Origin of the sequence: Pseudonocardia pini, from assembly GCF_013870575.1 — a bacterium.
Lineage (GTDB): Bacteria > Actinomycetota > Actinomycetes > Mycobacteriales > Pseudonocardiaceae > Pseudonocardia > Pseudonocardia pini.
The window spans coordinates 1-4898 of record NZ_JACBXB010000406.1; the positions used below are offsets into that span (position 1 = coordinate 1).

Sequence of the window (4898 nt, forward strand, 5' to 3'; positions counted from 1 at the left end):
GGCAGCAGCCCCGCCGGAGCGAGCACGACGACCTGCCCCTGCGGCGGGCGCGGCACGATCGCCGGGCCCTTGACGGAGTACGTCTCGCCGACGAAGTCGACGTAGTGGACCTTGTCGCGGTCCAGGTAGCGGCCGGTGTCGACGTCCCGGACCGCGGCGTCGTCCTCCCACGAGTCCCAGAGGTCGCGGGCGACCCCGACCGCGTCGCGGGCCTCGCGGCGCAGGTCCTCCGCCCCCTCGACGACCGGCCTGCCCCAGGCGCGGGCGGCCGCGGCCTCGGGCGTCGTGGACACGAGCCAGCCCGCCCGCCCGATCGCGGCGAAGTCCAGGGACGCGAGCTGCGAGGAGACGTGGAAGGGCTCGTTGTAGGTGGTCGGCACGACGGGCGCGAGGCCGAGCACGCTGGTGTGCACGGCGGCGAACGCGGCCCGTTCGACCGCGCCGATCCGCCCGACCGGGCCGACGCCGCCGGGCGGCAGCAGCGAGTCGTCGAAGGTCGCGAGGGTGAAGCCTGCGTTCTCGGCGACCTGGGCGACCGCGCGGACGCGGTCCGGGGTGAGCAGGGCGGCGGGCGCGTGCGAGGCCCGCCGCCAGGCGGCGGGGTGGGCGCCCTCGCCGTCGAGCTCGACGGCGAGGTGCAGCGTGCTCATGACGCGGCCTTGCGCGGCAGGCCCTGCGGGTTGACCTGCGAGGTGGGCACGGCCTCGTCGGAGAGGTTCCAGCGGGCCAGGACCTCCGCGTACTGCCCGCCCTCGCGCAGCGAGTTCAGCGCCGCGGCGATCGGCGCGGCGAGCCCGTTGCCCTTCTTCGTCATGGCGGCGATGTCCGCCTGGACGTCCCCGCCGCCGTTCACCGTCCCGACGATCGTGGTGGTCCCGCCGGTGGCGACGTGGTAGGCCGAGGTCGGGTTGGGACCGAGGTAGGCGTCGAGCCGCCCGGAGTCCAGCGCGAGGTAGAAGTCGCCCTGGTTCTGGTAGTACTGGACCACCGCCGGGGCGAGGCCCGCGGCCTTGTTCTGCTCGTCCCAGCGCAGCAGGATCTGCTCCTGGTTGGTGCCCGGCCCCACGCCGATCGTGAGCCCGGCGATGTCCGCGGGCTTCTCGATCCTCTCGACCTTGCCGCCTCTGCGTGCCTCGAAGGCCACCGTGTCCGTGCGGTAGGTGGCGAAGTCGTACTTGTCCTTGCGCTCCTCGGTCACCGTGATGTTGGAGAAGCCCGCGTCGAACTGCCCGGACTCGACGGCCAGGAACAGGTTCTCCCAGGAGGTCGGCTGCAGGTCGAGCTCCAGGCCGAGCTTGTCCGCGACGAGCTGGGCGATGTCCGGCTCGACCCCGATGACGGTGCGGTCGTCGTCGGCGCGGAACGACAGCGGCGGGTTGCCGCTGCCCGTGGTGCCGACGACGAGGGTGCCGCGGTCGCGGATCGCCTGCGGCACGGTCGCGGCGATGGCCGCGTCCTCCTCCGCCCGCACGCGGTTCTGGTCCGGGCTGGTGTTGACCGTGGGAGCGCCGGCCGGTGCGGCGGCCTGGTCCGGATCGGGTCCGGCGCAGGCGACCGCCGCCAGCAGCGGGACGGCGAGCGCGACGACGGCGAGCCGCAGGTGGCGGAGGTGGCGGGGGATGCGGGACATGAGAGTCCTTTCTGGACCGGTCCTTCAGTGGAGGACGGCGGAGAGGAAGGCGCGGGTGCGCGCTTCGCGGGGGTCGTCGAGGACCTGGGCGGGCGGGCCCTGCTCGACGATGCGGCCCTCGTCGAGGAACACCACGGTGTCGGCGGCCTCGCGGGCGAACCCGATCTCGTGGGTGACCACGACCATCGTCGTGCCGGAGCGGGCGAGGTCCCGCATGACGTCGAGGACCTCGCCGACGAGCTCGGGATCCAGCGCCGACGTGGGCTCGTCGAACAACAGCAGGGCGGGGCGCAGGGCCAGCGCCCGGGCGATCGCCACGCGCTGCTGCTGCCCTCCGGAGAGCCTGCGCGGGTACTGCCCGGCGAAGTCGGTGAGCCCGACCCGGTCGAGCAACGCCAGCCCCGCGGCCCGCACCTCGGCGCGGTCGCGGCCCTGGGCGGAGACGGGGGCCTCGGTGACGTTCTCCAGCACGGTGAGGTGCGGGAACAGGTTGAAGTTCTGGAACACGAAGCCGATCCGGCTGCGCTGGGCGAGGATCCGCCGCTCCGGCAGCTCGTGCAGCTTCCGCCCGGCGCGGCGGTAGCCGATCAGCTCTCCGTCCACCCGGACGAACCCGCGGTCGACCTTCTCCAGGTGGTTGATCGCCCGCAGCAGGGTGGACTTGCCCGAGCCCGAGGGGCCCAGCAGCACGGTGACCTCGCCCGCGCGGACGGTGAGGTCGATCCCGCGCAGCACCTCCAGGGCGCCGAAGCTCTTGTGCACGCCACGCAGTTCCACCATCGGCGTGCTCACGAGGCCACCCGCGCCCGCAGGCCGCCGATCGTCGCGCGCAGCCGCTGCAGCGGCGTGGGGGGCAGGGTGCGCAGCGCCCCCTTCGCGTAGTACCGCTCGACGTAGAACTGCCCGATCGACAGCACCGTGGTGAGGACCAGGTACCAGACCGCGGCGACCAGCAGCATCGGGATCACGCGCCCGGTCCGGGTGTAGATCACCTGTACCTGGTAGAAGAGCTCGGACAGCGCCATGATGTAGACCACCGACGTGCCCTTGACCAGGCCGATCAGCTCGTTCGCCGCGGTCGGGACGATGGTCCGCATCGCCTGCGGGAGCTGGATCCGGCGGAACCGGCGCCACTGCGGGATGCCGAGCGCGGCGGCGGCCTCGAGCTGGCCCTGGTCCACCCCGAGGAACCCCGAGCGCACCACCTCGGCGGCGTACGCGGCCTGGTGCAGCGCCAGCCCGAGCACGGCGGCGGTCAGCGGGCTGACCAGGTCCATCGTCCCGATCTCGAAGAACGCCGGGCCGAACGGGATGCCGAAGGAGATCGAGCGATAGAGCAGCGCGAGGTTGTACCAGAACAGCAGCTGCAGGATCAGCGGGACCGATCGGAAGATCCAGATGTAGGTCCAGCTCACCGACCGCAGCAACGGGTTCGCGGACAGCCGCATCACCGCGAGCACCGTGCCCAGCAGGAAACCGACGACGATCCCCAGCACCGTCAGCTGCAGGGTGAGCAGCACCGCCCGGACGATCGAGGGCGCGAACAGGTACTGCCCCACCGTCGGCCAGTCCCACGCGGGGTTGGTGACCAGGGCGTTCACCGCCATCGCCGCGAGGACGGCCACGACCGCCGTGGCGACCCGCCGCCAGGGGTGGCGGGACGGGACGATCGTGAGGTCCGCGTCGGGCGGGTCGTGGGCGGGGGCGTCCCCGCCCGTCCGTGGCGCGGCGGTCAGCTCGCTCATGGGGTCGCTCCGGGGAGGGTCTTGTCGAAGGGATGGGGCCCGATCAGCTCGGGATCGAGGGTGCGGTCGTAGCCGGGGGTGTAGCCGGTGGCCAGGTAGAGCGCCTGGGCCTCGGGCTGGCGCGGGCCGGTGGTCAGGTGGATCCGGCGGTAGCCGCGGGCGGCGATCTCGGTCTCCAGCTCCGCGAGCACCCGCCGGGCCAGCCCGCGGCGGCGGTGCGCGGCGTCGGTCCAGATGCGCTTGAGCTCCGCGGTCTCGGCGTCCCAGCGGCGGAAGGCCCCGCCCGCCACGGGGACCCCGTCCTCCAGCAGCAGCACCAGCCCGCCGTCGGGCGGGGCGAACCGGTCCCGCTCGCGGCGGGTCTCCGCGTCCAGGTCGCCGAGGGTGTGCCCGTACCGGGCGCCGTACTCGCGGTCGAGGTCCTCCAGCATCGGGCGGACCAGCGGGTCGGCGTAGTCGACCCGACGGATCTCCAGCGGCGCCGTCATCGCGGCGGACGGGGGTTCAGGGGCATGGGACACCTCGGGCGGGAAGGAGGACGGCACGGGACGCGGGCACGCCGGGAACCGGGCGCGCGCGGGACCTACGGCAGGACCTGGAGCGGGCGTGACTCAGCGACAGAGCGCGGTGGTGACCCGGCAGAGGTCGACGTGCAGGCGCTGCGTCCAGCGCGGCACCAACAGACCGCCCGCGGCGCGGCGCGCTCGGCTGGTCATCCCACGGCCCCCATCGCACCCGGCGGTAGCACCCTGCGCCCAGCGGGTGGCTGGGCGCGGGTTGCTGCGGCGTCGTCGAGCCGGGTCTCTCGGCCGCTCTGGATGGACTCCCTGTACTCAACCTGTCACGCCACGCGATTGTCAAGAGCATGAACGTGCAAGTTCCCGGCGTCAGGAGCGATCGAGCCTCGCCACGCCCTCCCGGGAGAGCGGGAGCCGGACGGGGGGCGGGAGCGGCGTCGGGGCCCGTTCCGCCCGGAACGCCTGGATCATCAGGGCCGCGAACCGACGTGTCGCGGCCAGCCTCAGCGCCGGCGACTCGGCCCGGATGCCCTCGTTCGCCATCAGGGCCAGGCTGAAGTCCTCGAGCACGAAGTCCCGCCGCAGCAGACCGGCGGCCTTGGCCCGACCCATCAGCTCGAGCAGCAGGTGCAGCGTCCGGTCACGGTCCGCGGCGAGGTCGACGGCGCGCGGCGGCGGCGAGGTGAACGCGCGGGCGAAGCCGGTCGTGCTCGCGGCGTGGGCCGCCAAGCCCCCGACGTGGAGCTGGGAGGAGGCGGGTGGCGCCGCGGGCGCCGTCGAGACGGCCACCCGGGTCCTCGACCGGCTCGGGGTCGGCTCCGGGCAGACGGTGCTGGTCCAGGGCGCGGCGGGTGGCGTGGGCACCGTCGCGGTCCAGCTCGCGACCGCCCGCGGCGCCACCGTGATCGGGACGGCGAGCGAGCGCAACCACGACTTCCTCCGGTCCCTCGGCGCGCTCCCCACGACCTACGGGCCGGGCCTGGTCGAGCGGGTCCGCGCGCCGGC

7 protein-coding genes, 1 pseudogene and 1 riboswitch are annotated in these 4898 nt (G+C 74.0%); of the genes and pseudogenes, 1 reads left to right on the forward strand and 7 read right to left on the reverse strand.

What is annotated here, in order from left to right; genetic code table 11:
* The 7 genes from H5J29_RS20755 to H5J29_RS20780 all read right to left on the reverse strand — a co-directional run.
* Positions 1–650 (reverse strand): LLM class flavin-dependent oxidoreductase (locus H5J29_RS20755; protein WP_181782716.1); only part of this gene is annotated, 650 nt, incomplete at its 3' end.
* Positions 647–1630, reverse strand: coding sequence for an ABC transporter substrate-binding protein (locus H5J29_RS20760; protein WP_181782717.1), 984 nt, complete (start codon positions 1628–1630; stop codon positions 647–649). The genes H5J29_RS20755 and H5J29_RS20760, both read right to left, overlap by 4 nt.
* Positions 1631–1654: 24 nt before the next feature.
* On the reverse strand, positions 1655–2410 hold the full coding sequence (locus H5J29_RS20765; protein WP_181782720.1) for an amino acid ABC transporter ATP-binding protein: 756 nt from the start codon (positions 2408–2410) through the stop codon (positions 1655–1657).
* An 8-nt stretch (positions 2411–2418) separates the two neighbouring features.
* Entirely contained in the window at positions 2419–3375 is a 957-nt protein-coding gene (locus tag H5J29_RS20770; RefSeq protein ID WP_181782718.1) for an amino acid ABC transporter permease, read from the reverse strand.
* Entirely contained in the window at positions 3372–3863 is a 492-nt protein-coding gene (locus tag H5J29_RS20775; RefSeq protein ID WP_181782719.1) for a GNAT family N-acetyltransferase, read from the reverse strand. Before H5J29_RS20775 ends, H5J29_RS20770 begins: the two co-directional genes overlap by 4 nt.
* 123 nt (positions 3864–3986) lie before the next feature.
* Positions 3987–4091, reverse strand: a complete 105-nt coding sequence (locus H5J29_RS36310) for a putative leader peptide (RefSeq protein WP_312858326.1) — start codon at positions 4089–4091, stop codon at positions 3987–3989.
* 7 nt (positions 4092–4098) lie between these two features.
* Positions 4099–4200: riboswitch (SAM riboswitch) on the reverse strand.
* 62 nt (positions 4201–4262) lie between these two features.
* Positions 4263–4622, reverse strand: a complete 360-nt coding sequence (locus H5J29_RS20780; protein ID WP_220187706.1) for a hypothetical protein — start codon at positions 4620–4622, stop codon at positions 4263–4265.
* Here H5J29_RS20780 and H5J29_RS20785 point away from each other — a divergent pair.
* Positions 4582–4898, forward strand: a pseudogene (locus H5J29_RS20785) (NADP-dependent oxidoreductase); the annotation flags it as partial. The gene H5J29_RS20780 and the pseudogene H5J29_RS20785 overlap by 41 nt on opposite strands.

Excerpts from the sequence above, each read along its gene's own strand:
- H5J29_RS20760 (WP_181782717.1), bottom strand. The coding sequence starts at position 1,630 with ATGTCCCGCATCCCCCGCCACCTCCGCCACCTGCGGCTCGCCGTCGTC.
- H5J29_RS20765 (WP_181782720.1), bottom strand. The coding sequence starts at position 2,410 with ATGGTGGAACTGCGTGGCGTGCACAAGAGCTTCGGCGCCCTGGAGGTG.
- H5J29_RS20770 (WP_181782718.1), bottom strand. The coding sequence starts at position 3,375 with ATGAGCGAGCTGACCGCCGCGCCACGGACGGGCGGGGACGCCCCCGCC.
- H5J29_RS20775 (WP_181782719.1), bottom strand. The coding sequence starts at position 3,863 with ATGACGGCGCCGCTGGAGATCCGTCGGGTCGACTACGCCGACCCGCTG.
- H5J29_RS36310 (WP_312858326.1), bottom strand. The coding sequence starts at position 4,091 with ATGACCAGCCGAGCGCGCCGCGCCGCGGGCGGTCTGTTGGTGCCGCGC.